1 protein-coding gene is annotated in these 266 nt (G+C 51.5%); it reads right to left on the reverse strand.

Annotation, left to right across the window (positions count from 1 at the left end; genetic code table 11):
• Positions 1 to 2 precede the first annotated feature (2 nt).
• Positions 3 to 266, reverse strand: a 264-nt coding sequence (locus AC1RP1_RS08350) for a hypothetical protein (RefSeq protein WP_481762780.1), incomplete at its 5' end; no start/stop codon positions are given.

Genomic DNA, 266 nt, shown 5'->3' on the forward strand with positions numbered 1-266 from the left:
GATTACGTTGGTATCTTTTCTCCCTCTCCTTCCCCTTCCCCCTTTTTTTTTCTTTCCCCCTTTTTTTGCTTCTCTTCTCCTCTTTCCTCTCCTTTTCCTTTCTCCTCTCCCCTTCCTCTTTCTCCTTTCTCCCCCCCTCCCTCTTTCTCCTTTTCTTCTTCCCTCCCCTTCTTTTCCCCCCCCCCTCTCTTCCCTCCTCCTCTCTTTTTTTTCTTTCTTCCCTCTCCTCCCCTCCCCCCCTTTCCCCTCCTCTCCTTCCCCTTTCC

The sequence above is a fragment of the Dellaglioa sp. CoH-56-MRSF-13 genome (assembly GCF_056782095.1).